The sequence below is a fragment of the Planococcus donghaensis MPA1U2 genome (assembly GCF_000189395.1).
GTDB lineage: Bacteria > Bacillota > Bacilli > Bacillales_A > Planococcaceae > Planococcus > Planococcus donghaensis_B.
In genome coordinates this window covers 1-26,355 of the sequence record NZ_AEPB01000030.1, presented here as the reverse complement: position 1 = coordinate 26,355, position 26,355 = coordinate 1, and the positions used below count along the sequence as shown (strand labels likewise).

General features: G+C 40.1%; 26 protein-coding genes. 23 read left to right on the top strand and 3 right to left on the bottom strand.

The window, feature by feature from the left end; genetic code table 11:
• The first annotated feature begins 31 nt into the window (after positions 1 to 31).
• The 3 genes from uvrB (at position 32) to GPDM_RS08315 (ending at position 6,190) form a co-directional block, all read left to right on the top strand.
• Positions 32 to 2,014 (top strand): excinuclease ABC subunit UvrB, encoded by a 1,983-nt coding sequence (gene uvrB / locus GPDM_RS08325; RefSeq protein ID WP_008430592.1) that lies wholly within the window; start codon positions 32 to 34, stop codon positions 2,012 to 2,014.
• A gap of 6 nt (positions 2,015 to 2,020) precedes the next feature.
• The gene (gene uvrA / locus GPDM_RS08320; protein ID WP_008430590.1) at positions 2,021 to 4,903 is read left to right on the top strand and encodes an excinuclease ABC subunit UvrA; all 2,883 of its coding nucleotides are present in this window, start codon (positions 2,021 to 2,023) and stop codon (positions 4,901 to 4,903) included.
• 99 nt (positions 4,904 to 5,002) lie between these two features.
• Positions 5,003 to 6,190, top strand: coding sequence for a DUF4097 family beta strand repeat-containing protein (locus GPDM_RS08315; RefSeq protein WP_008430588.1), 1,188 nt, complete (start codon positions 5,003 to 5,005; stop codon positions 6,188 to 6,190).
• A gap of 61 nt (positions 6,191 to 6,251) precedes the next feature.
• Here GPDM_RS08315 and GPDM_RS08310 read toward each other — a convergent pair whose 3' ends face one another.
• From GPDM_RS08310 to GPDM_RS08300, 3 genes are all read right to left on the bottom strand, one after another.
• A complete protein-coding gene (locus GPDM_RS08310) occupies positions 6,252 to 6,677 on the bottom strand; it encodes a DUF1801 domain-containing protein (protein WP_008430586.1) in 426 nt (141 codons plus the stop codon).
• A gap of 31 nt (positions 6,678 to 6,708) precedes the next feature.
• Positions 6,709 to 8,655: a GTP-binding protein gene (locus GPDM_RS08305; protein WP_008430584.1), complete on the bottom strand. Its 1,947-nt coding sequence runs from the start codon at positions 8,653 to 8,655 to the stop codon at positions 6,709 to 6,711.
• Positions 8,656 to 8,741: 86 nt separating this feature from the next.
• Positions 8,742 to 9,290 (bottom strand): N-acetylmuramoyl-L-alanine amidase, encoded by a 549-nt coding sequence (locus tag GPDM_RS08300; protein WP_008430583.1) that lies wholly within the window; start codon positions 9,288 to 9,290, stop codon positions 8,742 to 8,744.
• A 166-nt stretch (positions 9,291 to 9,456) separates the two neighbouring features.
• Between GPDM_RS08300 and hprK the strand changes: the two genes are divergently transcribed.
• From hprK to GPDM_RS08200, 20 genes are all read left to right on the top strand, one after another.
• Complete coding sequence (hprK, locus tag GPDM_RS08295) at positions 9,457 to 10,383, top strand: HPr(Ser) kinase/phosphatase (protein WP_008430581.1); 927 nt, start codon at positions 9,457 to 9,459, stop codon at positions 10,381 to 10,383.
• A 21-nt stretch (positions 10,384 to 10,404) separates the two neighbouring features.
• On the top strand, positions 10,405 to 11,217 hold the full coding sequence (lgt, locus tag GPDM_RS08290) for a prolipoprotein diacylglyceryl transferase (protein WP_008430580.1): 813 nt from the start codon (positions 10,405 to 10,407) through the stop codon (positions 11,215 to 11,217).
• Positions 11,218 to 11,236: 19 nt separating this feature from the next.
• Positions 11,237 to 12,172, top strand: a complete 936-nt coding sequence (locus GPDM_RS08285) for a nucleoside recognition domain-containing protein (RefSeq protein ID WP_008430579.1) — start codon at positions 11,237 to 11,239, stop codon at positions 12,170 to 12,172.
• Positions 12,169 to 12,825, top strand: a complete 657-nt coding sequence (gene ppaX / locus GPDM_RS08280) for a pyrophosphatase PpaX (protein ID WP_008430578.1) — start codon at positions 12,169 to 12,171, stop codon at positions 12,823 to 12,825. Before GPDM_RS08285 ends, ppaX begins: the two co-directional genes overlap by 4 nt.
• Positions 12,822 to 13,334 (top strand): acyltransferase, encoded by a 513-nt coding sequence (locus GPDM_RS08275; protein ID WP_008430576.1) that lies wholly within the window; start codon positions 12,822 to 12,824, stop codon positions 13,332 to 13,334. Before ppaX ends, GPDM_RS08275 begins: the two co-directional genes overlap by 4 nt.
• A 130-nt stretch (positions 13,335 to 13,464) precedes the next feature.
• Positions 13,465 to 14,622: an ATP phosphoribosyltransferase regulatory subunit gene (hisZ, locus tag GPDM_RS08270; protein ID WP_008430575.1), complete on the top strand. Its 1,158-nt coding sequence runs from the start codon at positions 13,465 to 13,467 to the stop codon at positions 14,620 to 14,622.
• Complete coding sequence (gene hisG, locus GPDM_RS08265; protein WP_008430574.1) at positions 14,622 to 15,248, top strand: ATP phosphoribosyltransferase; 627 nt, start codon at positions 14,622 to 14,624, stop codon at positions 15,246 to 15,248. Before hisZ ends, hisG begins: the two co-directional genes overlap by 1 nt.
• Entirely contained in the window at positions 15,245 to 16,528 is a 1,284-nt protein-coding gene (gene hisD, locus GPDM_RS08260) for a histidinol dehydrogenase (protein ID WP_008430573.1), read from the top strand. The genes hisG and hisD overlap by 4 nt, the downstream gene beginning before the upstream one ends.
• Complete coding sequence (gene hisB / locus GPDM_RS08255) at positions 16,525 to 17,112, top strand: imidazoleglycerol-phosphate dehydratase HisB (RefSeq protein ID WP_008430572.1); 588 nt, start codon at positions 16,525 to 16,527, stop codon at positions 17,110 to 17,112. The genes hisD and hisB overlap by 4 nt, the downstream gene beginning before the upstream one ends.
• A complete protein-coding gene (gene hisH, locus GPDM_RS08250) occupies positions 17,109 to 17,738 on the top strand; it encodes an imidazole glycerol phosphate synthase subunit HisH (protein WP_008430571.1) in 630 nt (209 codons plus the stop codon). The genes hisB and hisH overlap by 4 nt, the downstream gene beginning before the upstream one ends.
• A complete protein-coding gene (gene hisA, locus GPDM_RS08245) occupies positions 17,731 to 18,459 on the top strand; it encodes a 1-(5-phosphoribosyl)-5-[(5-phosphoribosylamino)methylideneamino]imidazole-4-carboxamide isomerase (RefSeq protein ID WP_008430570.1) in 729 nt (242 codons plus the stop codon). Before hisH ends, hisA begins: the two co-directional genes overlap by 8 nt.
• A complete protein-coding gene (hisF, locus tag GPDM_RS08240) occupies positions 18,453 to 19,205 on the top strand; it encodes an imidazole glycerol phosphate synthase subunit HisF (RefSeq protein WP_008430569.1) in 753 nt (250 codons plus the stop codon). Before hisA ends, hisF begins: the two co-directional genes overlap by 7 nt.
• A complete protein-coding gene (gene hisIE, locus GPDM_RS08235) occupies positions 19,202 to 19,825 on the top strand; it encodes a bifunctional phosphoribosyl-AMP cyclohydrolase/phosphoribosyl-ATP diphosphatase HisIE (RefSeq protein WP_008430568.1) in 624 nt (207 codons plus the stop codon). Before hisF ends, hisIE begins: the two co-directional genes overlap by 4 nt.
• 85 nt (positions 19,826 to 19,910) lie before the next feature.
• Positions 19,911 to 21,434: a tetratricopeptide repeat protein gene (locus GPDM_RS08230; protein WP_008430567.1), complete on the top strand. Its 1,524-nt coding sequence runs from the start codon at positions 19,911 to 19,913 to the stop codon at positions 21,432 to 21,434.
• Between the two features lie 70 nt (positions 21,435 to 21,504).
• Positions 21,505 to 22,467 (top strand): thioredoxin-disulfide reductase, encoded by a 963-nt coding sequence (trxB, locus tag GPDM_RS08225; protein ID WP_008430566.1) that lies wholly within the window; start codon positions 21,505 to 21,507, stop codon positions 22,465 to 22,467.
• A gap of 203 nt (positions 22,468 to 22,670) precedes the next feature.
• Positions 22,671 to 23,156, top strand: a complete 486-nt coding sequence (locus GPDM_RS08220) for an NUDIX domain-containing protein (RefSeq protein WP_008430565.1) — start codon at positions 22,671 to 22,673, stop codon at positions 23,154 to 23,156.
• On the top strand, positions 23,149 to 24,030 hold the full coding sequence (gene rapZ / locus GPDM_RS08215) for an RNase adapter RapZ (RefSeq protein WP_008430564.1): 882 nt from the start codon (positions 23,149 to 23,151) through the stop codon (positions 24,028 to 24,030). The genes GPDM_RS08220 and rapZ overlap by 8 nt, the downstream gene beginning before the upstream one ends.
• A gap of 4 nt (positions 24,031 to 24,034) precedes the next feature.
• Entirely contained in the window at positions 24,035 to 25,030 is a 996-nt protein-coding gene (locus tag GPDM_RS08210; protein ID WP_008430562.1) for a gluconeogenesis factor YvcK family protein, read from the top strand.
• Between the two features lie 23 nt (positions 25,031 to 25,053).
• Entirely contained in the window at positions 25,054 to 26,004 is a 951-nt protein-coding gene (gene whiA, locus GPDM_RS08205; RefSeq protein ID WP_008430561.1) for a DNA-binding protein WhiA, read from the top strand.
• Positions 26,005 to 26,057: 53 nt separating this feature from the next.
• Positions 26,058 to 26,315, top strand: coding sequence for an HPr family phosphocarrier protein (locus GPDM_RS08200; protein ID WP_008430560.1), 258 nt, complete (start codon positions 26,058 to 26,060; stop codon positions 26,313 to 26,315).
• Positions 26,316 to 26,355 lie beyond the last annotated feature (40 nt).

The window sequence follows — 26,355 nt, the reverse complement described above, 5'->3', positions numbered from 1 at the left end:
AAGTATTGAAAGAATGGGAGGATGCCTCATCATGAAACAAGAATTTAATCTGCAAGCCCCATATGAACCTGCGGGCGATCAGCCACAAGCGATTGCTGAATTGACTCAAGGCATCATCGACGGCAAGCGTTGCCAAACCTTACTGGGAGCAACGGGTACAGGGAAAACGTATACAATGTCAAACGTCATTCAGCAAGTGAAAAAACCAACACTTGTCATGGCTCACAATAAAACTTTAGCAGGCCAGCTCTACAGCGAATTTAAGGAATTTTTTCCCGACAATGCTGTAGAGTATTTTGTCAGCTATTACGATTACTATCAACCCGAGGCCTACGTACCTCAATCCGATACATTTATCGAAAAAGATGCGAGCATTAACGATGAAATTGATAAATTGCGTCACTCTGCAACTAGTTCGTTATTTGAACGGGATGATGTAATTGTGATCGCTTCAGTTTCTTGCATTTATGGACTTGGATCGCCTAAAGAATACCGTGAGTTGGTAGTTTCTTTACGTAAAGGCATGGAAATCGAGCGAAATCAATTATTGAGAAAGTTAGTCGATGTTCAATACGAACGCAACGATATTAACTTTATCCGCGGAACTTTCCGTGTTCGGGGAGATGTGGTAGAAATATTCCCAGCATCACGTGATGAAAGATGTTTACGTGTTGAGTTTTTTGGCGATGAAATTGATCGCATTCGTGAAGTAGATGCACTGACAGGTGAAATTATCGGTGAACGCGACCATGTTGCGATATTCCCAGCATCTCACTTTGTTACGCGTGAAGATAAAATGGTTAAAGCCATTGAAAATATCGAAGTAGAGTTAGAAGAACGGCTAAAAGAAATGCGTGCAGAAGATAAATTATTAGAAGCACAGCGACTTGAGCAACGCACACGCTATGATTTGGAAATGATGAGGGAAATGGGCTTTTGTTCGGGGATTGAAAACTACTCACGCCATTTGACACTTCGTCCTGCAGGTGCGCAGCCGTATACATTAATTGATTATTTCCCAGAGGACTTTTTACTAGTCGTGGATGAAAGCCACGTAACATTGCCGCAAGTGCGCGGGATGTTTAATGGTGACCAAGCACGAAAAAAAGTACTAGTTGATCATGGTTTCCGTTTGCCTTCAGCTATGGATAACCGACCGTTAACATTTACAGAGTTTGAAGAACATATTAGCCAAGCAGTTTTCGTGTCCGCTACACCAGGACCTTATGAATTAGAACATACACCTGAAATGGTTGAACAAATTATTCGTCCGACAGGTTTGCTGGATCCGACAATTGAAATTCGTCCAATTGAAGGTCAAATTGATGATTTAATGGACGAAATTCGTCAACGATCAGAAAAAAATGAGCGTGTATTAGTCACGACATTAACGAAAAAAATGTCGGAAGATTTAACAGCTTATTTAAAAGATGCAGGTATTAAAGTGAATTACTTACACTCCGAAATCAAAACACTCGAACGCATTGAGATTATTCGCGAATTGCGGATGGGTGTTTATGACGTACTTGTTGGGATTAACTTGTTGCGTGAAGGGTTAGATATTCCAGAAGTTTCGTTGGTGACCATTTTGGATGCTGACAAAGAAGGATTTTTACGATCTGAACGATCACTTATCCAAACAATGGGACGAGCGGCGAGAAATGCAAATGGTCGAGTCATCATGTACGCTGACAGAATAACTGATTCCATGCAAAAAGCGATGGATGAGACCACGCGACGCCGTACTATCCAAGCTGAATATAACGAAAAACATGGTGTAACACCGATTACCATACAGAAGAAAATTCGTGACGTCATCCGCGCGACAAATGCGGCAGAAGAGTCAGAAGAATATATTTCAAAAGCAGTAACAGGCAAAAAGCTCAAAAAAGAAGAGCGCGTAAAACTGATCAGCTTGTTGGAAACCGAAATGAAAGAGGCTGCAAAAGCACTCGATTTCGAACGAGCTGCCGAGCTGCGTGATACGGTTCTCGAATTGAAAGCGGAAGGATGATGCAATGTGAAGAAACAAGAAATACGCATACAAGGCGCACGCGCGCATAATTTAAAAAATATAGATGTCGTCATCCCACGAGACAAATTGGTCGTTATGACTGGTTTGTCTGGGTCGGGTAAATCATCATTAGCATTTGATACGATTTATGCAGAAGGACAGCGGCGATACGTCGAGTCTTTGTCAGCTTATGCCCGCCAATTTTTAGGGCAAATGGATAAGCCAGATGTTGATTTAATCGAAGGTTTATCGCCAGCCATATCGATAGATCAGAAAACAACGAGTAAAAACCCACGATCTACCGTGGCAACTGTAACAGAAATTTACGATTATATGCGCTTAATGTTTGCTCGGATTGGGAAGCCGATTTGTCCAAATCACGGCATAGAGATTTCATCCCAAACTATCGAGCAGATGGTAGACCGGATTGTAGAGTATCCTGAACGCACCAAAATGCAGATTTTAGCTCCGATTGTGTCTGGCCGAAAAGGTACTCACTTAAAATTACTTGAAGACATTAAAAAACAAGGCTATGTCCGTGTTCGTGTAGATGGAGAATTAATTGACTTAGATGATGATATTACATTGGATAAAAACAAAAAGCACAACATCGAAGTGGTGATTGACCGAATTATTCTTAAAGAAGGAATTGCTCCACGTTTAAGTGATTCTTTAGAATCTGCTCTCCGTTTAGCAGATGGACGGGTTTTAGTCGATGTCATGGAACAAGAAGAATTATTGTTTAGTGAACATCATGCTTGCCCGATTTGTGGATTTTCCATCGGCGAATTAGAACCGAGAATGTTTTCGTTTAACTCACCATTCGGTGCTTGTCCAGACTGTGACGGCTTAGGGATGAAGCTTGAAGTTGATCCTGAACTCGTTATTCCGGATTGGGATGTGTCATTAAATAAAGGCGCGATTGTGCCATGGCAGCCAACAAGTTCACAATATTATCCGCAATTACTAAAAGCGGTTTGTCAGCATTACAAAATTGATATGGACATACCGGTTAGTGATTTACCCGAAGAACATATTAATGTCATCATGCGTGGGTCCGGAAAAGATAAAATTCGCTTCCGCTATGAAAATGATTATGGTCAAATTCGAGACAATCACATTCATTTTGAAGGCGTCCTTTCGAATGTTGATCGGCGCTACCGAGAAACTTCATCTGATTACATTCGTGATCAAATGGAAAAATACATGGGGCAACAAGCATGTCCTACATGTGAAGGGTATCGCTTAAAGCCAGAATCTCTATCAGTTAAAGTAAACAACTTACACATCGGAACCGTAGCGGAGTTTTCTATTGTAGAAGCATATGAATTTTTCGGTCACCTAAAATTATCGGAAAAAGATATGCAAATTGCGAAATTGATTTTGCGGGAAATTCAAGAACGTATCGGCTTTTTGATTAATGTTGGTTTAGACTACCTTACGTTGAACCGCGCCTCTGGAACTTTATCTGGTGGAGAAGCACAACGAATTCGTTTGGCAACTCAAATCGGCTCAAGATTGACCGGCGTATTGTATATTTTGGATGAACCTTCAATTGGTTTGCATCAACGTGATAATGACCGCTTGATTGAGACCCTTAAAAGTATGCGTGACATTGGGAACACATTAATTGTAGTCGAACATGATGAAGATACGATGCTGGCAGCAGATTATTTAATCGACGTTGGACCGGGAGCAGGGGTCCATGGTGGCGAAATTATTGCTGCAGGGACCCCAGAAAAAGTGATGAAAAACAAAAAATCATTAACAGGACAATATTTAAGTGGTAAGAAGTTTATTCCGTTGCCGGCAGAGCGAAGACTACCAAGTGACCGGAAAATATCAATACGTGGAGCAAACCAAAACAACTTGAAAAAAGTAGATGTGGATATTCCACTTGGTTTATTCATAGCTGTTACGGGTGTATCAGGCTCAGGGAAAAGTACATTAATCAATGAAATTTTGTATAAAACATTGGCACACCGATTAAACCGAGCTAAAGCAAAGCCAGGGCAATTTGATTCGATCGAAGGAACAAAAGAGCTAGAAAAGGTCATTGAAATTGATCAATCGCCAATTGGTCGAACACCTCGCTCAAACCCAGCAACGTATACCGGCGTTTTTGATGACGTTCGAGATGTCTATGCCACAACAAACGAAGCAAAAGTTCGTGGCTATAAAAAAGGGCGTTTCAGTTTTAATGTCAAGGGTGGTCGCTGTGAAGCTTGCCGCGGGGATGGTATTATAAAAATAGAAATGCATTTCCTTCCAGATGTTTATGTACCTTGCGAAATTTGCCACGGCAAACGGTATAACCGGGAAACCTTGGAAGTGAAATATAAAAACAAAAGCATTGCCGATGTACTTGCTATGACGGTAGAAGACGCTTTATCATTTTTTGAGAACATTCCAAAGATTAATCGAAAATTACAGACCATTGTTGATGTTGGACTGGGTTACATTACAATGGGACAACCTGCGACAACATTATCAGGAGGAGAGGCGCAGCGTGTAAAGTTAGCTTCAGAGCTGCATAAACGCTCAAACGGTAAATCGTTCTATATTTTAGATGAGCCAACGACCGGTCTTCATGCCGATGATATTTCGCGCCTACTGCTCGTGTTACAACGTCTTGTTGAAAATGGCGATACTGTATTGACCATTGAACACAATTTAGATGTGATTAAGACAGCGGATCATATTATTGATCTAGGCCCTGAAGGTGGAGACAAAGGCGGAACCATTTTAGCAGCAGGTACTCCTGAAGAAATTGCAGCTGTTGATAATTCTTATACTGGAAAGTATTTAAAACCGATTCTTGAACGGGATCGGGCACGTATGGAGTCCTTAGTTAAAGGCGCAAGTCGTAAGAAAAAAGTAGTCAAATGAAACTTTTCTCGCTAACAAACGTATCAAGTAATAGAACCTATCTGTTTATTAGTTGAGCTATGGCTTATCAATATTCAGAAAAAGAGGAGGCCGCAATACATGCAAAGCGAAAAAGAACGCATTTTAGACATGGTTGAGAACGGTACGATTTCAGCACGTGAAGCAGTTGAATTGTTGCGTGCAATAGATGGCAACAGCTCTTCTTCTTCAAATGAACCAAATTACGGCCGTAACAATCAACGTGACAAAACAAGCAAGCGTGGTTTTTTCAGACCCGAAGACATTGTTAAAAAAGTATCGCAAGATTTTTCAAAAAATGTATCTAAAAATGTTTCGAAGAATGTCTCAAAGAATGTTTCACGAGACATTAATGACTTTGGCAATCGCATGATGGAGTTCATGCAAACTTCTGTCGGCAAGTTAAAAACAATGGAGTTTGATTCGCCATTTGGGGAAGCTGTGCAATTCCATCATACCTTTACCGATGAAATGACCGATTTGAATACCATCATTGCAGATATTGCGAATGGTCAATTGGAGATTTTTCCATCACAAGATGGTTTGTTACGTGCAGAATGTAGCGTAAAAGCATATCGTTCAGAATCTGTAGCGCATGCGAAAGAAGATTTCCTTGATAAATTTGTTTTTATCGCGGATGACCATAAATTACGAATCATTAGTGATTTGAAAACGACGCAAGTAAATGTCGTTCTTTATGTACCTGAAGCTGCATATGAGCACATTACGGCACGCTTGTTTAATGGTGGATTTACCATGAAGCGATTAAATGCAGAATTGGTGAAAGTAAAAACAGCAAACGGCAAAATTGATTTAAAAAATGTAGAATTTGCTGATGCGGAGTTAGAAACTGCTAATGGTGCGATCCATGTGAATGAAACCAAAGGGAAAGTGTTAGAAGCTGAAACTTTAAACGGTCGTATTTATGTGGATGGCGATATACAAACAATCGTAGCTAAGTCACTGAACGGCAATATTGTTGCTACGACAAGATGCAAAGAAGCACGTAAACTTGAAACAAAAACTTTAGCAGGAAATGTAGAAATTTACATTCCAGCACATTTGCCGCTTAAAGGTGAAGTTTCATCTAACCTTGGCAAAATGGATGTTTTGCTTTCGGACATCGATGCTACACATGAGCAAGGACAGTTTATGCAAAAGTCGATTCGTTTCTCAAAACAAGGAACAGAACCAGTTGCAGCTCCACTACTAGTTTATGGCGAAACCAAAACGGGTTCCGTATTACTTCGTTATTTAACAATCGAATAACTAGCAAAAAAAGCCGACACAAATCATTTGTGTCGGCTTTTCTATGCATACTTATCTAACATTATTTTTGTTCGGGATATAGGTTCTGCAAAAATTCAATGGACTGGCTGATTAGTTGTTGAAGAACATCTAAATCGATGTCTTCGGTTTTATTAATGTAAACACAAGATTTCCCACTAGTGTGCTTGCCCAATTTTTCGAGTAAAGGACCACGACTTTCATCACCTGTCGCAAAATACAAACTAATTTTCGCTTTACGTGGAGAAAAACCAACAAGTGGAGCATCGCCTTCATGGCCTGTTTTGTAGACATAATGATAAGAACCAAAGCCAATAATACTCGGCCCCCACATTTTAGGAGGATATCCACTTGTTTGCTCAAATAGTTCTAGTAATTTATAAGCATCTTGCCGTTTTTTAGCAGATTCAACCGATTCGATAAATTCAATAACGTCTTTATCGGTTTCTTTTGTTTTCGGTTCGTACATAGTCAATCCCTCTTTTCATCTAGATGTGATGTTACAAACAATGCATCGCTTTTTCTGCTTGGTCCCACGGAACTTTATAACCTTGCCCTTTAGCACAAAAAATAGAAGTTGAAGTATAAAGCGGATCGGCATTTTTGTCGTAGCCCATCTTGGAAATTACATGAGCTTCATTGTGGCATAAATCATACCCATCAAATAGTAAACTGAGTGATCCTTTGCCATGAGTCCATGCAGCAAATTCAGTGCTGTAATTCATAAATGTCGCAACTGGTACACGACCTTCAATCGTTGTTTTTTCTTCAAAGGTTTCTGGCGTTTCAAAACTTCCAAACGCCTGTTGAATGTCTGATAGCACTTTTCCCATCTGATCGAGATTCACTTTGATTTTGAACCGGTACATGGGTTCAAGCAATTGGTTTTGAGCTTGTTCCAATCCTTGTCGAAGTGCACGAAAAGTGGCTTCTCGAAAATCTCCACCAGATGTATGCTGATTGTGTCCACGTCCAGTTACTAAAGTAGCTTTAACATCCGTCAAAGAAGATCCCGTTAATACTCCATGATGATTGCGTTCAGTCAAGTGATGAAGAATCAAATTTTGATTGCCGGTAGATAACGCATCGGCGTGACAAGTATTATCAATTTGAAAGCCACTGCCACGTTCGCCAGGTTCTAGTTTTAAATGCACCTCTGCATAGTGGCGAAGTGGTTCAAAATGGCCATAGCCCATAACTGCCGTTTTAATTGTTTCTTTATAAAGAATTTCTGGTTCGCCAAACTGGATGGGGTAACCAAAACGTTCGAGAACAACTTGCTCTAATACTTCTAATTGAATAATGCCCATAACTTGAATTTGTATTTTCTGAAAGTGTTCATCCCAGTAAACCGATAGAGAAGGATCTTCTGCGTCCAATAGCTGAAAACTCGCCAGCACTTCTTTTACAGAAATCGTTGAATCAAAAAGGACTGTTGATTTTAAAGTAGGTAGAACTGCTGATTTGTTATCATCAGGACAATTACCAATAGCATCACCAATTTCAGCTTCTGTTAAACCGGCAATTGCGAACAGTTCACCTGCAACAGCTTGTTCAACTGTTTGAAACTTCTTGCCGTTATACATTCGAATTTGCGATACTTTTTCTTCTAAACCTTGCGTGCCGTATGATAATTTATCGCGAACTTTCAGTGTTCCGCTAAAAGCTTTCAAAAAGCAAATTCTGTTGCCGTTTTCATCGTGGCGAATTTTATAAATCCGTGCTCCAAATGCCTCATCTTTTTCATATGAAGTAACCGTCAATTGATCAAGTTGGTGCAAGAATTCCAAAATGCCGGTATCCTGCAAAGCGGAACCCGTAGCACATGGATAAATTTGATTTTTAGCAATCAAGCTTTGAAAACGTTCAAGCCAAAGAGTTTCGTCGTATTCTGATTCTAAATACAGTGCTAATAACTCTTCATCTCGCTCAGCAATAAATTCGATTAAAGATTCATTCATTTGTCCAGTTTGGAAATTAAATGTAATATCAAACGCATTTTTTGAAAACTCCGTTTGGATTTCTTTTAACACTTGCGCTGGATTTGCTCCTTCACGGTCAGTTTTATTAATGAAGAAAAAAACGGGGACTTTATGTTTTTGAAGAAGTTCCCAAACGGTTTCTGTATGTCCTTCAATACCATCAACAGCACTGACGATAATAACGGCGTAATCCATTACTTGAATTGAACGTTCCATTTCAGATGAGAAATCGACGTGTCCAGGTGTATCAATGAGAAAATAAGTTGAGTTCTTAAAAGAAAATGTTGCTTGATCAGCAAAAATGGTAATGCCACGACTTTTTTCAATGCTGTGACTGTCGAGAAAAGCGTTTTGGTGATCAACGCGGCCACGCTCCCGAATGCTTTTTGTATGATAAAGCAATTGCTCTGAAAATGTGGTTTTCCCAGCATCAACATGTGCCAGTATTCCAATGGTTTTGTTCATATTGTCACCTCTTAACATTAGTTTAGCAGAATTTAAATTTATCTATAAGAAAAACGCGAAAGCCGAAGAGGCTTTCGCGTGAAACGTTAAAGACTGTTTTCAAAGCAGGCAATGCCAAAGCAAATACCTTGTGCGCAACGCTTTCGGTAAAGTGATGACTTGAGCAATTCCACTTCTTGTTTATGTGTCATAAAACCACATTCAACGAGAATAGCTGGCATATGTGTATCACGCAGTACGGCAAAGTCAGCTTGTTTGACCCCCCGATCTTTACGACCCGTAATTAACACTAGCGATTGTTGAACCATCGTTGCCAGTTGTTGTGTAGCTTTTTGCGATTTAGTGTAAATAAAAGTTTCCACACCATTTGCAGAACTAAATGTATTACCAGCTGCATTAGCGTGAATCGAAACTACTAAATCCACTTTTAATCGATTTGCAAGGTTGGTTCGTTCATGCAAAGGGACGTCTAAATCGGGCTGATGACTGAAAATAACGCGATGACCATCTAATAATAATTGTTTTTTAACTTCTTCTGCTACGGCAGCATTAAAGTAAAATTCTTTCAACTTACCATCAGGTGAGCGCTTTCCAGGTGTATTTGGACCGTGTCCGGCATCAATTAGTATATTCATTTTAAATCTCCTCCTTTTTCCAGTTATATAGCTAAGGGAAAGGAGGAAGGGGACAAAAATCTTCAAATATATTTTATTCATGATAAAATGAAAGCAAACCGCATGCAATACTAGCTATTTCGATAAAATTCGAAATAATGTGTGGATAGGAAGTGAGGAGCAAAGAATGGGGCAAGTAACGACAAAACAAGTCATGAAAATGTTTGACCTAGATTTAATCAGCGGAGAAGAAGGCATTGGTCGTCATATTCCCATCAGTGATATTTCGAGACCGGGTTTGGAAATGGCGGGATATTTTACGCATTATCCAGCTAACCGTGTACAATTGCTCGGGAAAACAGAGCTTTCTTTTTTTGCGATGTTGACACCTAAAGAGCGTTCAGAGAGAATGTTGAAGCTTTGTACAGATGACACGCCAGCAATTATAGTTTCACATGGCGTACCTGTGCCACAAGAGTTAATCACCGCATCGAGCAACCGGCATGTGCCAGTTATGACAACCCCTATGTCGACAACGCGTTTTTCAAGTTTACTGACCAACTTTTTGGAAAGTAAATTAGCACCCACCACAGCAGTTCATGGTGTACTTGTCGATATTTATGGCGTCGGTGTTTTATTAACCGGTAAAAGTGGAGTCGGTAAAAGTGAAACAGCGCTTGAACTGGTTAAAAAAGGTCACCGTTTAGTTGCCGATGACTGCGTGGAAATTCATCAAGAAGGTGAAAATACCTTAGTTGGATCTGCGCCAAAATTAATCGAACATTTACTTGAAATCCGTGGAGTGGGCATCATTGATATTATGACGCTATTTGGTGCGAGTGCAGTTCGTACATTTAAACGAATTTCATTGGTCATTGATTTGGAAATATGGGATCAAGATAAAACTTATGATCGTTTAGGATTAGAAGAAGAGAAGATGAAAATTATTGATACTGATTTAACGAAGCTGACAATTCCAGTTCGTCCTGGACGAAATCTATCCGTTATTATCGAAGTAGCAGCGATGAACTATCGGTTAAAACGAATGGGTGTTAATGCGGCTGAAGAATTTTCGAATCGTCTTAATGACGTTATTGCACAAGATACAAACTAAGCGAATGGGAAGGTGCACAAAATGTTTTCATTATTAGCTACAATCGACCCAGTCGCTTTTTCACTCGGTCCAATTTCGGTCCGTTGGTATGGCGTAATCATCGCAGCAGGGATTGTCATTGCGTTTTTAGTAGGCCAGCGTGAGATGGTTAAACGAGGACTTCATGTCGAATTTTTAACAGATTTATTAATATGGGCAGTGCCGCTTGCGATAGTCGGCGCACGCATTTACTACGTGACATTTGAGTGGGATCATTATAAAAACAATCCTGGAGAGATTATTGCGATTTGGAATGGTGGAATCGCAATTCATGGTGCTTTGATTGCTTCGGTTATTGTTGCGTATTTGTTTACGAAAAAGCGCAATACTTCATTTTTGAAAGTAGCGGATATTTTAGCGCCAAGTATTTTAATTGGTCAAGCTATAGGCCGTTGGGGGAATTTTATTAACCAAGAAGCACATGGTGGAGAAGTGTCACGTACGTTTTTAGAGAATTTATTCATTCCTGATTGGATTATCAATCATATGTACATAGATGGAGCTTATTATCACCCAACATTTTTGTATGAATCTATGTGGAGTTTAGTTGGTATTATCATTTTACTGTTGCTTCGGAAGGTTAATTTAGTGCGCGGGGAAATGTTTTTCTTCTATATGATTTGGTATTCAGTTGGTCGCTTTTTTATCGAAGCAATGCGGACAGATAGCTTGTATGTAGTGGGCGAACTTCGTGCAGCACAACTTGTATCTGTAATTGCCATCGTCATTGCCGTGGTATTAATTGTATACCGTCGTGTAACAATTAAAAATCCACCCCATTACAAAGATAACTAATAAAGAAAAGAGCGATTAAATGACAACATTGAAAAATGGATTGAAGGCAGGGTTAAAAACGACTTGGTCGTTAGGGAAAATTATTTTTCCGATTACTTTGCTCATTACTATGCTTCAATATACACCGGTCTTGCCTTTTATTATTAATTTAATTGCGCCAGTTATGGGCTTGTTTGGCTTAAGTGGCGATGCGGCAATTCCGTTAGTTCTTGGGAACGCACTCAATTTATATGCCGGTATCGCCGGGATGTTGTCTTTAGAATTGACGGTCAAAGAAGTGTTTATCTTGGCAGTTATGCTATCATTTTCACATAATATTTTTATCGAGACTGGGGTAGCATTAAAGGTCGGAGTTAAGCTATGGGTCGTGTTAGTTGTTCGTTTCGGATTAGCAGCACTTTCTGGTGTCATCATCAACCTATTCTGGCAAGGCGGAGGAGAAATTGCTCAATACGGCTTTGCGCCTGAAATTTCCGCGACGCCTGAAAGTTGGGTAGGGATTTTGTTCATTGGACTGGAAAAAGCTTCATTCGGTATTTTGCAATTGGCGATGATTGTGATTCCGCTAATGATTATGATCCAAATTTTAAAAGATAAACATTACCTTCAAAAAATATCGGATGCACTGGGGCCGTTAACTCGTTTATTGGGGGTTCAAAAAAATGCTTCGTTAACATTAGCTTCTGGACTTATTTTTGGATTGGCTATGGGAGCGGGTGTGATGATTCAAGCTGTGCAAGAAGATGGTGTTAGTAAAAAAGACGCCACGTTAGTATTTATTTTTCTTGTAGCTTGTCATGCTATTGTGGAAGATACGTTGATTTTTATCCCGTTAGGAATACCAATTTGGCCGTTGCTCGCAATACGTGTCGTGACGGCGCTAGGGCTGACCATTTTTGTCTCCTATATGTGGCGTAAAGCTGAAGAAAAGCAGAAGGAAGTGGTTTCTACATGAAAGAGAAAAAAATCAATACACTTTTATTCGATTTTGATGGCACGTTATTAGATACAAATGAATTAATCATTCAAACTTTCTTAGCCGTACTTGATCAACATTATCCAGGTCGTTTTAATCGAGAAGATGCTCTGCATTTTATAGGGCCTTCCTTGGAACAAACATTTACAGCAATTGACCCAAGTCGTGTGGAAGAACTGACAACTGAATATCGCCAGTTGAACCGAATCATGCACGATGAATTAGTAGCAGAATACGATGGGGTAGCTGAGACGTTGCACCACTTAAAAGCACAAGGACTGAAACTGGCGATCGTTTCGACAAAACGCAGTGAAACAATTCGTCATGGCTTATCGTTAATGGGAGTTACAGGTGTATTTGATGTGATAGTTGGCTTAGATCATGTAACAAATCCTAAACCTCACCCTGAACCACTGTATCTGGCTTTGACTCAATTAGGGTCGTCTCCTGATGAAGCGTTAATGATTGGTGATAATTCACATGATATCGAAGGTGGGAAAAATGCAGGAGTTCGTACAGCAGGTGTAGCTTGGGCTGCAAAAGGGGAAGACTATTTGGCTAAGTTCAATCCAGACTTTATGCTTCAACATATTAGCGATTTACTGGACTTGACGAAAGAGGCAGTGAAATGAGAAAAACACAACGCCATTTTGTAGATGGTCCAAATTCACTTTGGCATATATACAAAACGGTGCCATTCTGGAAAGTTGCTAAAAATTTTTTGGTCATTCAAACGGCTAGATACACGCCGTTTCTACCAATGAAAAATTGGCTGTATAAAACTTTTTTGAAAATGAAAATTGGAAAACACTCTTCTTTTGCGTTGATGGTCATGCCTGATGTGATGTTTCCTGAAAAAATCACAGTCGGAGAAAATTCCGTGATTGGCTATAATACAACAATTCTTGCACATGAATATTTAATAGATGAATACCGGCTCGGCGATGTGGTCATCGGAGACCGCGTCATGATCGGAGCAAACACCACGATTTTGCCCGGCATTACGATTGGAAACGGTGCTATTGTTTCCGCTGCCACGCTCGTCCATAAAGATGTGCCAGCTGGATCATTCGTCGGCGGAAATCCGATGAGCGTTATTTTTACAGCTGAACAAATGGCAGAGCGACAAGCAAAATCCTGAAAACACTATGTGTTTTCAGGATTTTTTTCGAGTATATCTCTTGACGATAGGCTGAAATATGAGATAAAATAGTTTTACTTCACCACATTAGCGAGATAAAGTAAAATAACCAATATTAGGGAGTTTTAAAATGACTATACAAATGTTTGAGAAACCATTAGGCATGAGAGACGATTTCCCATTTATCGCAAAAAAGAAAGCAGAGCTTCGCACAAGTGGAACGAACATGATTCAACAAGCAGGCTATGAGTTATTGCAGACACCTACATTAGAATATTACGAGACCATTGGTAAAATTTCAGCCATTGAAGATAACGCCTTGTTTAAATTATTAGACAGTCAAGGGGAGACATTGGTTTTACGACCAGATATGACTTCGCCAATTGCACGAGTTGCGGCGTCTAAGCTATTAAAAGAAAAAATGCCTGTTAGGCTTGGCTATTATTCGAACGTTTTTCGCGCTCAGAAACGAGAAGGCGGACGCCCAGCTGAATTTGAACAAATGGGCGTAGAACTGATTGGCGACGATTCACTTTATGCTGATGCAGAAGTGATTATCTTAGCAGGCACTATTTTAAAAAACTTAAACATCGAATCAAGTCGCTTTGTAATTGGTCACACACAATTGCTTCAGCTAATTCTTGAGGATTTTGGGTTAAACCAAGAACAAATAGAGCAAGTACGGAGCGCGTTTGTTTCCAAAAATAGTGTCGGTTTTGAAACTTTAGCCAAGCAATTGCCTATTGAAGAGTCGAGAGTAGAGTCATTTATTGGATTAATCTCCACGACTACTGTCGAAGAATGGCAACAGTGGGTCAACCCTCACAATTCGAAACAAAGTTTCTTATTTGAAGAAATGAAAAAATTAAAGAAAATATTAGATCGCAGCGGTTTGTCTGAAGCTGTCACTTATGATTTGTCATTTAATAGCCACATGACGTATTACACCGGTGTAGTGTTTGAAGTATACGCTGCTGGTAGTGGTTTCCCACTTGGCAATGGCGGCCGATACGATGGGTTGATGAAACAATTTGGACTAGAGGTTGGTGCAACAGGATTTGGCTTGCGTGTCGACAGACTATTAGAAATTATGTCGGCTGTATCGGAACAACAAGACCACACATTAATCTTGTTTGATGAACAAAATGAAGAGCAGGCATTTGACGAAGCAGAAAAGCTTCGTGCAAACGGCACACGAGTGACGTTGCAATTTGCACCAGCGGTGAAAGCCACTGATGAATTTGTCAAACATTTCAGCGAGGTTTTACGATTGGAAGGTGCTAACTGATGGATGCATTAACAATAGCAATGCCGAAAGGCCGAATATTTGAAGAAGCTTACGAATTATTAGTAAAAGCCGGATATGATTTGCCGAAAGAACTGGATGATTCACGAAAGTTAATCGTCGAAGCACCTAATGAAAATATCCGTTTTATTCTTTCAAAACCAATGGATGTTCCAGCCTATGTAGAACACGGAGTAGCAGATATCGGCATTGCCGGAAAAGATGTTATGCTTGAACATGATCGCGATGTTTATGAATTACTAGATCTCGGCATTAGCCGTTGCTATATTGCCACTGCAGGTATGCCGGATACACCAATGAATAAAGTATCGCCACGCGTGGCAACTAAATACCCAAAAGTGGCCTCGCAATATTACCGTGGCAAAGGCGAACAAGTCGAGATTATTGAATTGAACGGTTCGATTGAACTGGCCCCAATGATTGGTTTAGCTGATCGTATTGTGGATATTGTTTCAACTGGAAAAACGTTAAAAGAAAATGGCTTAGTCGAATACGAAAAGATCGTCGACATTACATCGCGGTTAATTGCGAATCCTGTAAGTTACCGCTTAAAACAAAAACGCATTACTGATCTAGTAGAAAGACTGAGAAAGCAGGCGGTTTTATGAAAGTGACGCGTCTTTCTCCAGGAATCTCCATTAGAAGAACTATTGCAGAAGGCACGGAACAGCAAGTAGCAGCAGTAAGAGCGATTATTCAAGAAGTAAAAGATCACGGAGACAAAGCGATGTTTCGCTTTACGGAGAAATGGGACGGGGCAAAATTAACTTCTTTACGCGTAACAAAAGAAGAAATTGCACACGCGATCGATCGTTTTGATCCTCAATTGTTAGCAGATTTAACTGAAGCTGCGGCGAATATTCGAAAGTATCATGAAAGTCAGCAGCAACAAGGATATCGTTTGGACAATGAGGATGGCTCATATGTTGCACAACGTGTGACAGCTATTGATTCAGCTGGGCTTTACGTACCTGGTGGCACAGCTGCATACCCTTCATCCGTATTAATGAATGTCATACCAGCACAAGTAGCGGGCGTACCCCGTATTGTGTTAATATCACCACCAAGTAAAGACGGCACTTTATCAGACGGCGTTCTCGTATCAGCTCATATTCTGGGTATTTCGGAAGTGTATAAATCTGGTGGAGCGCAAGCGATCGCAGCATTGGCTTATGGCACGGAATCTATCGCATCGGTTGATAAAATTACAGGGCCAGGCAATATTTTTGTCGCACTCGCTAAACGAGAAGTAAATGGGGACGTGGCCATTGACATGATTGCTGGACCAAGTGAAATAGCGGTTATTGCAGATGATACAGCTTATGCTGATGAAGTGGCTGCAGATTTATTATCGCAAGCAGAACACGATCCATTAGCAAGCGCCGTGCTATTAACAACAAGCAAAAAATTAGCAGATGCAGTTTCAATACAAGTAGAAAAGCAACTGGCAAGTTTGCCGCGTGAAGCCATTGCAAGTCCAGCCATTGCAAATCACAGCATGATTTACTTGGGCGACACGATGGAAGAGCTAATCACAGCCGCTGATCAACTAGCTCCAGAACATTTGGAAATTATGACAGAAGATGCCGAAGCAGTCGCGGATAAAATTCGTCATGCCGGTGCTATCTTTATCGGTCGTTATTCTTCTGAACCAATCGGCGATTATTTCGCAGGGACGAATCACGTTTTGCCGACAAACAGCACTGCTCGCTTTTCAAGCGCATTGTCGGTTTATGACTTTATCAAACGAACAAGTATTATTCGCTACAGCGAAAAAGCATGGCAAAACAATAAAGAAAAAATCGCCCGACTGGCACGTTTAGAAGGTTTAGAAGGACATGCACGTGCAGTCGAATCACGGTCGTGGGAAAAGGAGAATGAACAATGAGACAAGCTGAAATCAAACGAAATACCAATGAAACCAAAATAGCCATTAATTTTGCATTAGATGGTGAAGGGAAATCGGTTATTGATACAGGCGTTCCATTTATGGATCATATGTTAGATTTGTTCATTAAACACGGTTTATTTGATGGAGATATTAAAGCTGATGGGGATACACATATTGATGATCACCATACGACAGAAGATATTGGCATTGTTTTAGGACAAGCTGTGAAAGAAGCGCTTGGTGACAAAAAAGGCATACGTCGTTACGGCAATGCTTTTGTTCCGATGGACGATGCATTGGCACAAGTAGTAATTGACTGCTCTAACCGCCCTCATTTAGAGTTGCGTTGCGAACCGCTGAAAGAAAAAGTTGGCACGTTTGATACAGAGCTAGTAGAAGAGTTTCTGTGGAAATTCGCATTGGAATCACGCATGAATGTTCACGTCATTGTTCATTACGGCAAAAATACGCATCATATTATTGAAGCGATATTTAAAGCGTTGGCACGTGCACTTGATGAAGCGACGATGATCGACCCAAGAGTTAAAGGTGTACCATCAACAAAGGGGCTGTTAACATGATCATTGGTATTATCGATTATGGTATGGGCAATTTATTTAGTGTTGAACAAGCATTAAAAAAATTAGAATGTACAGTAATTGTCTCAGACGATCCGGCCGTGTTAGAAGAAGCAGAGGGGATTTTGCTTCCAGGTGTAGGTGCATTTCCTGACGCAATGGATTTATTAAATCAAAAAGGTTTGTCTGAATTTATTCAATCCTTGCCAGCAAAAAATATTCCGCTTCTTGGAATATGCCTTGGCATGCAATTATTGTATGAAGATAGCTCTGAAGTTAAACCAACAAAAGGTTTAGGTTTGTTAACAGGGCAAATTCGTCGTTTTGAAAAAGGAACATACCGAATTCCACATATGGGTTGGAATCGTTTGGAGTTTTCACATATGCCGTACTGGCTGGATGAGTTGTTAAGTGACACCCATGTTTATTTTGTGCATTCGTTTTTAGCGGTTAATACAAAAGAGCAAGAAGTGTTAGCGACTGCAAGTTATGGTAATTTAACAGTTCCGGGAGTCGTAGGAACAGGGCTAATAACAGGCATGCAATTCCATCCGGAAAAGTCTGGTGATTTCGGTCATTATTTATTAAAACAATGGATTGCAAATGTTAGGAGGAACTTAAATGACTAACTTTCAAATTTACCCCGCTATCGATTTAAGAGATGGTAATTGTGTACGTTTATTTCAGGGAGATTATGCTCAAGAAACAATTTACGGCGATTCCCCGGTTGATATGGCTAAAAAATTTGTAGATGCTGGTGCAGAGTGGATACATATGGTCGATTTGGACGGCGCTAAAGATGGCGTCCGGATTAACGACCAAGTTGTTATTGAAGCTGCTAAACTAGGTGCAAAAGTGCAAATAGGCGGTGGCATTCGGACACGTGAAGATATCGAACATTATTTATCTAACGGTGTAGCACGTGTCATTATCGGTAGTCTCGCAATTCGCAACCCAGAACTTGCCGTATCATTTATTGAGGAATTTGGAGCTGAACAGATTGTCATTGGGATAGATGCAAAAAATGGCATGGCCGCAACAGAAGGTTGGATCGAAACATCGGGACAAGCCGCGACAGAAGTGGCTGATTATTTTGCTTCAAAAGGCGCAAAGCATTTTATCTATACCGATATCGCAACTGACGGTACGTTAGCTGGACCTAATATTGAAGCCAATAAAGCTTTAGCTAAATCTGAAAAAGCACAAATTATTGTCTCAGGTGGTATTGGTTCACTTGAAGATGTGAAAAATGTAAAAAAAGCAGCGGAACAAAGCAATATTGCAGGTGTGATTATCGGCAAAGCACTTTATGAGAACCGCTTTACACTGGAGGAGGCATTGTCATGCTGACAAAACGCATTATTCCATGTTTAGATGTAAAAGAAGGGCGCGTTGTTAAAGGCGTTAGCTTTGTATCGTTACGTGATGCAGGAGACCCTGTAGAACTGGCTCGTTTTTACGACAAACAAGGTGCAGACGAATTGGTCTTTTTAGATATTTCTGCGTCTCACGAAGGCAAAGAAACTATGGTTGAAGTGGTGAAAATCGTTGCAACTGAATTATCAATTCCCTTCACAGTGGGCGGTGGAATTCGCAGCTTAGATGATATGAAGCGGATGTTGCGCGCGGGTGCTGATAAAGTTGCGTTAAACACAGCAGCTCTTGACCGTCCGGAGCTCATTAAAGAAGGGGCAGACTTTTTTGGATCTCAATGTATTGTGGTCGCGATTGATGCGAAGAAAAATGGCGACAGTTGGGACGTATACACACACGGCGGACGCAATAAAGCCGATTGGTCAGCTGTAGAATGGGCAAAGAAATGCGTCGAGCTTGGCGCAGGTGAGTTGCTGTTAACGAGCATGGACAAAGACGGCTCAAAAGACGGCTTTGATTTGGAATTGACACGCGCTGTACGCGAAGCAGTGGAGGTCCCAGTTATTGCTAGTGGTGGAGCAGGAAACAAAGAACATTTTGACGAAGTATTTAAAGATGTAGATGCTGACGCAGCATTAGCAGCATCGATTTTTCACTATAAAGAAACCAGTGTTGCTGAAGTAAAAGATTATTTACGCAAAGAGGGAGTGAATGTCCGATGACTACGATTCAATATGACCAAAACGGGCTAATTCCCGTCATTATCCAACACGCTAAAACAAAAGAAGTGTTGACGCTTGCGTATGCGAATGAAGAAGCTGTGCAAAAAACAATGAATACAAATGAGACATGGTTATATTCAAGAAGCCGCAACGAATTATGGAACAAAGGTGCAACGAGCGGTAATACGCAACAAGTAACGGCTGTTCGATTAGATTGTGACGGCGACTCACTTATTTATGAAGTAATTCCAAATGGACCAGCTTGTCATACCGGACAGAACAGCTGCTTTTTTGACACCATTCATGGTGAATCGAATGAGTCGCCTGGAGATATGATTGCGCAATTAGCCGCATTGATCAAAACGCGTGAAACAGAAATGCCTGAAGGCGCGTATACAACGTATTTGTTCAATGAAGGCGTTGATAAAATTTGCAAAAAAGTAGGCGAAGAAGCAGCAGAAGTAATCATTGCAGCAAAAAATCGTGATGCTGAAGAATTGTCAATGGAAGCTGCAGATTTGTTTTACCATGTCTTGGTGTTACTACAAGAACAAAAAGTTAGCTTTGACCAAGTAGTAGATGTGCTAAAAGAGCGCCATACGCCCAAAACGGACAAGTAAATAATAGGGGAATATGCTATAATTACAGCACATTTTAGTTTGGAGACGATTTTAATCGTCTCTTTTACTTTTTCGGAGGCATATTTTGGAGAATAAAAAAAGAAACGATAAGAACATACTGTCTTTTATTCCGACAGGAGAATTTTATTATAGAAAAGCAATGAAAGAACTTCAGCGTGAAAACTATCCTAAAGCACATAAGTATTTGCGGCGTGCTACGGAGCTTAGTCCGAAAGATGCGGTTTTTTTGACTCAATATGGCATTGTGTTGATGGAGATGCATGAATTTGAACAAGCTATGGATGCTCTTCATGCCGCACATGAATTGGATGCGAAAGATCCTACTATTTTGTTTTTCCTTGCGGAAGTCCATGCACACATGGGCTTATTTTGGGATGCGCGAAACTATGCGAAGCAATATCTGGTTTATGAAACACAAGGGAAGTATGCGGCCGAAGCATTGAGCATTATCGATTTTGCAGAACAAGAAGAAGGGCAATTTTTCGATGAGGACGGGGACACCCAAGATAGCGAATATCATTACCAACAGGAAAAAGCACGTCGCATGATGGAGCAAGGCGATTTTAAAAGCGCTATTAAATTGCTTGAAAAGCTAATCGAAGAAAAACCTGATTTCTGGGGTGCTTGCAATAACTTGGCATTGGCATACTTTTATATTGGTGAAGCTGAAATGGCAAAAGCTTTGCTTCATGATGTGTTACGAAGAAATACGGGTAATTTACATGCGCTTTGTAATTTAGCGGTGTTTCATTATTATGAAAAGAATGCAGAGTTAGATGACATTCTTGAACTGTTGAAAAAAATTCAACCGTATGTGTTTGAGCAACGTTACAAATTAGGCGCAACATTTGCGCTAGTAGGCAAATACAAAGAAGCTTATCGTTGGTTAAAGAGTTTGCAAAAACGTGGCTTTGAGGGCGATGCGGCATTTTACTTTTGGTTGTCACATGCAGCTTATCATTCGGGACATGAAGAAGCATCGAGACAAGCATGGGATGAGTTAAAGAAAATGGATCCAGATAAAGATGGTTATGCACCGTGGAACGAACATTCTGCGATGCCACATGCAGATGCGCTTGAACATGACCGAGATTATTTGGTGAAAAAACTGGATCATGCAAAAAAAAGTGAACGACTTTTTGGTTTGTTTTTGTTAGGGAAGTCAGCTCATAAGCAAGAAATCATCTCTCATCCAAACTGGCTAGCATCCGATCAACCATCGGCACTGGAAACCTTTTTGTTAGGTTATGCCCTTGGTCATCCGTTTAAAAAAGAAATTCCCGAAGAGTTCGCATTTATGCGCGCAATGGAAGTTGCAGAACTGCTATACGCATCAGACCAAATGGTAACTCAGCAACGAGCTGGAGTTTTCAAACTATGGTTTGGATTAGTGGAAAACGCATATAGTGAGAATTATACATTCAAGAATCCAAAAGCTTTAGCTGCGGCAGTCGAATTTATGGTGAAATCCGCTAATAGTGAGAAGATAACTAAAAAACAGTTGGCAGATCGCTTTGAGATTTCTGTCGCTACGTTAACAAAGTATATAAAAGATATGACCGCATACTTGCCTCATACGGAGTTATAGGCATAAAAGTTGAAGCTTTTGCTGGAATCTTATACGATTTAGCTACTGAAGAAATAGGAGGCCTATTAATATGACTGAAGCAACTAAAATTTATGATGTAATAATTATCGGAGCAGGACCAGCAGGCATGACTGCCGCTGTTTACACATCTCGCGCAAACTTGACAACGTTAATGCTTGAACGCGGTATTCCAGGAGGCCAAATGGCTAATACGGAAGAAATTGAAAACTATCCAGGATTTGAACACATCTTAGGACCTGATATTTCAACGAAAATGTTTGAACATGCAAAAAAATTCGGTGCTGAATATGCATACGGAGACGTAACTGAAATTACTGATGGGGAAGAATTTAAAACCATCAAAGCAGGATCTAAAGAATACAAAGCTCGTGCTATTATTGTAACAACGGGTGCTGAGTACAAAAAAATGGGCATTCCGGGTGAGTCTGAACTAGGCGGCCGTGGTGTCAGCTATTGTGCAGTATGCGATGGTGCTTTCTTTAAAGAGAAAGAATTGGTTGTTGTCGGCGGTGGAGATTCGGCTGTAGAAGAAGGAGTTTACTTGACTCGCTTTGCAAGCAAAGTAACTATTGTTCACAGACGCGACGAGCTACGCGCGCAAAAAATTCTTCAAGATCGTGCGTTTGCCAATGATAAAATTGACTTTATTTGGAGTCATACCGTGAAAGAAGTTCACGATGAAGGTAATGGGAAAGTTGGCGCAGTAACATTAGTGTCTACTGAAGACGGTACTGAAAAAGAATTTAAAACAGATGGTGTTTTTATCTATATCGGTATGCTTCCGTTAACAAAACCATTTGCTGAGTTAGGCATTTTAAATGCTGAAGGATATGTTGTAACCAATGAAAAAATGGAAACTTCTGTTCCAGGAATTTATGCAGCTGGCGATGTTCGTGAAAAAACTTTGCGTCAAGTCGTTACTGCGACAGGCGATGGCAGTATTGCCGCGCAAGCAGCTCAACATTATATTGAAGAGCTAGTTGAAAAAATGAGCATGAAAACAGAAGCTTAATTGTTTCTTAATCGTTTTGTAACGCGCTTGTCACAGTGCATCTATATAATAAGAAGAGTAAAATGACCCCCTTTTTTAAAAGAGTTTTTGATAGGCCATCTTTCGAGCGAATCGAAAGGTGGCCTTTTTTTTCATTCCTTTGCACGGCACGCCAGGATAGATGTATAATGAAGAGAGTTTACAATAGATGCGGAGTGTCGAATGTGCAGCGAATCGCGAATTTACTAATTATTAAAGATAAACAAGTACTATTATTGAAGAAACCACGTCGGGATTGGTATGTAGCACCGGGTGGCAAAATGGAGCCTGGCGAGTCGATTTTTAAGGCAGCAGTCCGTGAATTTACAGAAGAAACAAATGCGACGCCAATCGGTACGCATTTAAAAGGTGTTTACACAATGATGATCCAAGAACAAGGGAAAACGGTAGATGAGTGGATGTTGTTTACGTTTGCAGCAAACCATTTGACTGGCGACTTGTTCAAAGAAACAACAGAAGGCATATTGGAGTGGCATCCAGTAGAAGCATTAGCTACTTTGCCAATGGCAGAAGGCGACCGGACGAATTTACAATTTGCTGCAAACCAGCAAGGAGTTCAGTATGGAACATTTTACTATACACCAGAATTCCAACTGATTGAAGAAAGCATCCAATCATCCATTGAAGAGGTGAATCATCCGAATGAATAATCATGTAGAAGAAACCGAACTAATTATCATTACAGGAATGTCGGGTGCAGGAAAAACAGTTGCCATCCAAAGTTTCGAAGATTTAGGATTCTTTACAATTGATAATTTACCCCCAACATTATTACCTACTTTTCTTAAATTGATGAGAGATTCTGGGAAATCGATGAAGCGAGTAGCAGCAGTTATGGATTTGCGTGGAGGCGACTTTTTCGATAGTCTTGTCGATGCAATTGACGATTTGTCGAAAGAACCAAAAGTTTCAATTACCATCTTATTTTTAGATGCAGAAAATGAAGCGCTGGTTAGTCGTTATAAAGAGTCAAGAAGATCTCATCCATTATCACCTGGCGGACTTGTATTAGGAGGCATAAAAAAAGAACGTGATATGTTAAGTGACCTTCAAGGGCGTGCACAACATATTTACAATACATCTAATATGACCCCACGTCAGTTAAAAGAACGAATTACTTCTGACTTCTCCTCAAAAACAAGCAATGTTTTCACGGTGAATGTCGTATCTTTCGGATTTAAACACGGTATGCCAATAGATGCTGATTTAGTATTTGACGTTCGCTTTTTACCAAATCCGTATTACATCGAAGAGTTAAAACCATTATCAGGGCTTGATAATAGCGTATCGAGTTATGTATTAAAATGGCAAGAAACGCAAACGCTTATTCAAAAACTGACAGATCTTTTACAATTTATGATTCCACAATATAAACGTGAAGGAAAAGCACAACTGGTCATTGCATTTGGTTGTACGGGTGGTCAACACCGTTCAGTTACATTAGCTGAGTATTATGGTAAACTTTTGGGAAAAAACAATAAAGTTATCGTTACGCATAGAGACGTAAAAACCAGAAAGGAATGAGCGCATGGAACGTAACCAGCATCGGAAACGCGTCGTCATATTAGGCGGCGGAACCGGACTTTCCACTTTGTTGAGGGGCTTGAAATTGTACCCGCTAGATTTAACGGCTATCGTAACCGTTGCAGACGATGGTGGAAGTTCAGGGCGTTTACGAGATGATTTAGATATTCCTCCACCAGGAGATATCCGAAACGTCATGGCAGCATTATCAGATACTGAACCATTAGTTGCTGAGATGTTCCAGTATCGTTTTAAACATTCTTTAGACCTTGATGGTCATTCATTGGGGAACTTAATGCTTGCTGCTTTAACGGATATTACAGGAGATTTTTCTCACGCAGTTCGAGAGATGAGTCGTGTGTTAAGTGTGAACGGTACCGTTTTACCGGCCGCTAATCAAATTGTAACCTTAAGTGCAGAATTAGAAGATGGCACAATTATTGAAGGCGAATCTAAAATACCTGCTTATTTACAGCCGATCAAACGCGTGTTTATTGAACCTTATGATGTAAAAGCGTTGCCAGCGACGATAGCGGCCATTGAAAATGCAGATGTCATCGTTGTTGGACCGGGGTCTTTATATACGAGTATTTTACCGAATTTGTTAGTGAAAGATATAAAAAAAGCTGTAATTGCTGCAAAGGCAAAAAAAATCTACATTTGTAATTTAATGACTCAAGCAGGTGAAACGTATAAGTATACAGCTTCTGATCATGTGAAAGCTTTGTATGATCACGTAGGTGAAAACTTTCTAGATGCCATATTGCTTGATAAAGTACAAATGCCAGCGACAATTGCTGAGCGTTACGAAAAAGAACAAGCTTGGCCAGTTGAATATGACGAAGAGCGACTAAAGAAAATGGGTCTTGAAGTATATCGAAAAGACATTGCCAACATCTCTGGTGAAACTGTACGTCATGAACCGACAAAAGTCGCAGAATGGCTATTTGAATATGCTGATGGTCATACCAGTGAAGATTCGAAGCAGCTATATTTTTAATGCTTTGAAAGGGGGAACGAATTTTGTCTTTTGCATCCGAAACAAAAAAAGAAATGACGCAAATTGAAATTGACGATTGTTGTGGCAAGGCCGAGCTTTCTGCAATGATCCGGATGAATGGCACGTTATCGTTTTCCAACCGGCAATTAAGCCTAGACATCCAAACCGAAAATGCGGCAATAGCTCGTCGGATTTATACATTGTTAAAACGTTTTTATAAAGCTTATCCTGTCGAATTGCTCGTTAGAAAAAAAATGCGATTAAAAAAGAACAATATTTACATTTGCCGAATCCGTGAAGGTGCTAAGCAAGTTCTTGAAGATTTAGAAATCTTAACAGAAGGTTTTCAATTTCAACATCAAATCGTTAAAAGTTTGATAGAGAAGGATTGCTGTAAACGTTCTTATTTAAGAGGTGCATTTTTAGCCGGGGGGTCGGTAAACAACCCTGAAACTTCATCTTATCATTTAGAAATCTATTCTCTTTACAAAGACCATGCAGACTCTTTAGTAGAATTAATGAATAAATTCCATTTAAATAGTAAAACAATTGAACGAAAAAAAGGTTTTGTCACGTACTTAAAAGAAGCCGAAAAAATCGCTGATTTTTTAAGTATTACAGGCGCACATTCTGCTCTTTTAAAGTTTGAAGATGTTCGAATTATTCGAGATATGCGCAATAGTGTTAATCGTTTAGTCAATTGTGAAACCGCTAACTTAAATAAGACGATTGATGCTGCTTTACGACAAGTAGAGAACATTCGCTTTATCGATCAAGCAATTGGAATTGATCAATTGCCAGAGAGATTACGAGAAATCGCTCGACTTCGTGTAGAGTATCAAGATGTCACGTTGAAAGAGCTAGGTGAGATGGTTTCTGGTGGGACAGTGAGTAAGTCAGGTGTTAATCACCGGCTACGGAAAATTGATGAGATTGCAACGTCCTTGAGAAATGGAGAAATGATCGGCCACTAACAAATGGCTGGTCTTTCATATAGAAGATAGTTAAGTTTTAGAGGAGGGTCCGTATGGTTGAAAAACAAGTAAAAGTACTATTAAAAACAGGTCTGCAAGCAAGGCAAGCTGCTTTATTTGTACAAGAAGCAAACCGTTACAGCGCCGATATTTACTTAGAAAAAGACAGTAAAAAAGTAAATGCGAAAAGCATTATGGGAGTTATGAGTCTGGCAATCAGTAAAGGAACAGAGGTTAAAGTTTCGGCCGATGGGTTGGATGAAGAAAAAGCAGTAGATTCTTTATCGAAAATTATGGAGCAAGAAGTGTAAGCTTTAAAAGTTAAGCTTCATTATTTACACAAAACATAAA

Bases quoted from the DNA above. Each gene is read 5' to 3' on its own strand.
- uvrB (WP_008430592.1), top strand. From the start codon at position 32: ATGAAACAAGAATTTAATCTGCAAGCCCCATATGAACCTGCGGGCGAT.
- GPDM_RS08315 (WP_008430588.1), top strand. From the start codon at position 5,003: ATGCAAAGCGAAAAAGAACGCATTTTAGACATGGTTGAGAACGGTACG.
- GPDM_RS08310 (WP_008430586.1), bottom strand. From the start codon at position 6,677: ATGTACGAACCGAAAACAAAAGAAACCGATAAAGACGTTATTGAATTT.
- GPDM_RS08305 (WP_008430584.1), bottom strand. From the start codon at position 8,655: ATGAACAAAACCATTGGAATACTGGCACATGTTGATGCTGGGAAAACC.
- GPDM_RS08300 (WP_008430583.1), bottom strand. From the start codon at position 9,290: ATGAATATACTAATTGATGCCGGACACGGTCCAAATACACCTGGAAAG.
- hprK (WP_008430581.1), top strand. From the start codon at position 9,457: ATGGGGCAAGTAACGACAAAACAAGTCATGAAAATGTTTGACCTAGAT.
- lgt (WP_008430580.1), top strand. From the start codon at position 10,405: ATGTTTTCATTATTAGCTACAATCGACCCAGTCGCTTTTTCACTCGGT.
- GPDM_RS08285 (WP_008430579.1), top strand. From the start codon at position 11,237: ATGACAACATTGAAAAATGGATTGAAGGCAGGGTTAAAAACGACTTGG.
- ppaX (WP_008430578.1), top strand. From the start codon at position 12,169: ATGAAAGAGAAAAAAATCAATACACTTTTATTCGATTTTGATGGCACG.
- GPDM_RS08275 (WP_008430576.1), top strand. From the start codon at position 12,822: ATGAGAAAAACACAACGCCATTTTGTAGATGGTCCAAATTCACTTTGG.
- hisZ (WP_008430575.1), top strand. From the start codon at position 13,465: ATGACTATACAAATGTTTGAGAAACCATTAGGCATGAGAGACGATTTC.
- hisG (WP_008430574.1), top strand. From the start codon at position 14,622: ATGGATGCATTAACAATAGCAATGCCGAAAGGCCGAATATTTGAAGAA.
- hisD (WP_008430573.1), top strand. From the start codon at position 15,245: ATGAAAGTGACGCGTCTTTCTCCAGGAATCTCCATTAGAAGAACTATT.
- hisB (WP_008430572.1), top strand. From the start codon at position 16,525: ATGAGACAAGCTGAAATCAAACGAAATACCAATGAAACCAAAATAGCC.
- hisH (WP_008430571.1), top strand. From the start codon at position 17,109: ATGATCATTGGTATTATCGATTATGGTATGGGCAATTTATTTAGTGTT.
- hisA (WP_008430570.1), top strand. From the start codon at position 17,731: ATGACTAACTTTCAAATTTACCCCGCTATCGATTTAAGAGATGGTAAT.
- hisF (WP_008430569.1), top strand. From the start codon at position 18,453: ATGCTGACAAAACGCATTATTCCATGTTTAGATGTAAAAGAAGGGCGC.
- hisIE (WP_008430568.1), top strand. From the start codon at position 19,202: ATGACTACGATTCAATATGACCAAAACGGGCTAATTCCCGTCATTATC.
- trxB (WP_008430566.1), top strand. From the start codon at position 21,505: ATGACTGAAGCAACTAAAATTTATGATGTAATAATTATCGGAGCAGGA.
- rapZ (WP_008430564.1), top strand. From the start codon at position 23,149: ATGAATAATCATGTAGAAGAAACCGAACTAATTATCATTACAGGAATG.
- GPDM_RS08210 (WP_008430562.1), top strand. From the start codon at position 24,035: ATGGAACGTAACCAGCATCGGAAACGCGTCGTCATATTAGGCGGCGGA.
- GPDM_RS08200 (WP_008430560.1), top strand. From the start codon at position 26,058: ATGGTTGAAAAACAAGTAAAAGTACTATTAAAAACAGGTCTGCAAGCA.